This is a genomic window from Bowmanella yangjiangensis, assembly GCF_017255015.1.
GTDB classification, from domain to species: domain Bacteria; phylum Pseudomonadota; class Gammaproteobacteria; order Enterobacterales; family Alteromonadaceae; genus Bowmanella; species Bowmanella yangjiangensis.
In genome coordinates this window covers 1-1,110 of sequence record NZ_JAFKCS010000259.1, presented here as the reverse complement: position 1 = coordinate 1,110, position 1,110 = coordinate 1, and the positions used below count along the sequence as shown (strand labels likewise).

The following is a 1,110-nucleotide window of genomic DNA, read 5'->3' as shown; positions in this document are numbered from 1 at the left end:
CGGGGCCACCAGGTACGCTGCGTCGCCGATGGCGAGAGCGCCTTGCGGGCGTTCGGCGAGGAGCGCTTCGACCTGATTCTGATGGATGTGCAGATGCCCGGTGTCGATGGCCTGGAGGCCACGCGGCGGATTCGTCAGCTGGAAGCCAGCGAAGGGCGCCAGGCGATACCGATCATCGCATTGACGGCGAGTGTGCTGGACCGCGACCGTCAGGCCGCGCTGGACGCCGGGATGAACGCATTCGCCTCGAAGCCGCTGGACATGACCGCGCTGCTCTGGGAAATGGCCAGGCTGCTCGGCGTGACAGAAACCGCCCGTGCCGCTGGCGCCAGCGGGCCGCACGTGGAGACGGGGCTGTTCGACTGGGTGCGCGGCAGTCAGCTGTGGGGCGGTCCGCTGCGCATGGCCCAGGCGATCGCTGCCTTCATCAAGGAGCAGGGCGCGCTGGTGGCGAGCATGAGGCAGTTCCTCGAGGCCGCCGAGTGGGACGAAGGCCGGGCACTGGCACACCGCTTCCACGGCGCTGCCGGCAACCTGGCGCTGACCCGTCTGACGCAGCTGGGCCGCAGCCTCGAGCAGGGCTTCGAGGCGCGTGACGAGGACAGTCTGCGCGCGCTTCTGGTTGAACTCGAGCAGACCCTGCAGGCCGTCATCGAAACGTTGCCGCAGTTGCCGGAGGAAACCAATGCGCTAGAATCCGCGGCCGCTGATCCGGGCCTGCTGCGCGAGCGCGCCGGCCACTTGCGGGCCGTGCTGGCCAGGGGCGGGCTGGACGACCAGGCGTTGTCCGCGCTCGAGCAGGCACTGAGCGGCACGGCCTTCGCGAACAGGATGAGCGAGTTGCGCGAGGCCCTCGACGAGTTCGATTTCGATCAGGCCCTGGCTGCGCTGGATCGGTTGTTGTTGCAGCTGCAAGACGAGGAAACCACCCCATCATGAGCCCGGTCGCCGATACCCGTCCGCTGTTGCTGCTGGTCGATGACGAACCCACCAATCTGCAGGTGCTGCGGCATGTACTGCAGGATGACTACCGCCTGCTGTTCGCCAAGGAGGGGGCGCGCGCGCTGGAAATGGCCGAGCGCGAGCAACCGGCCCTGATCCTGCTCGACG

The 1,110-nt window shown here is 68.1% G+C and carries 1 protein-coding gene; it reads left to right on the top strand.

The window, feature by feature from the left end:
• Window positions 1–939 (top strand): response regulator (locus J0A65_RS23805; RefSeq protein ID WP_206596752.1); only part of this gene is annotated, 939 nt, incomplete at its 5' end.
• Window positions 940–1,110 lie beyond the last annotated feature (171 nt).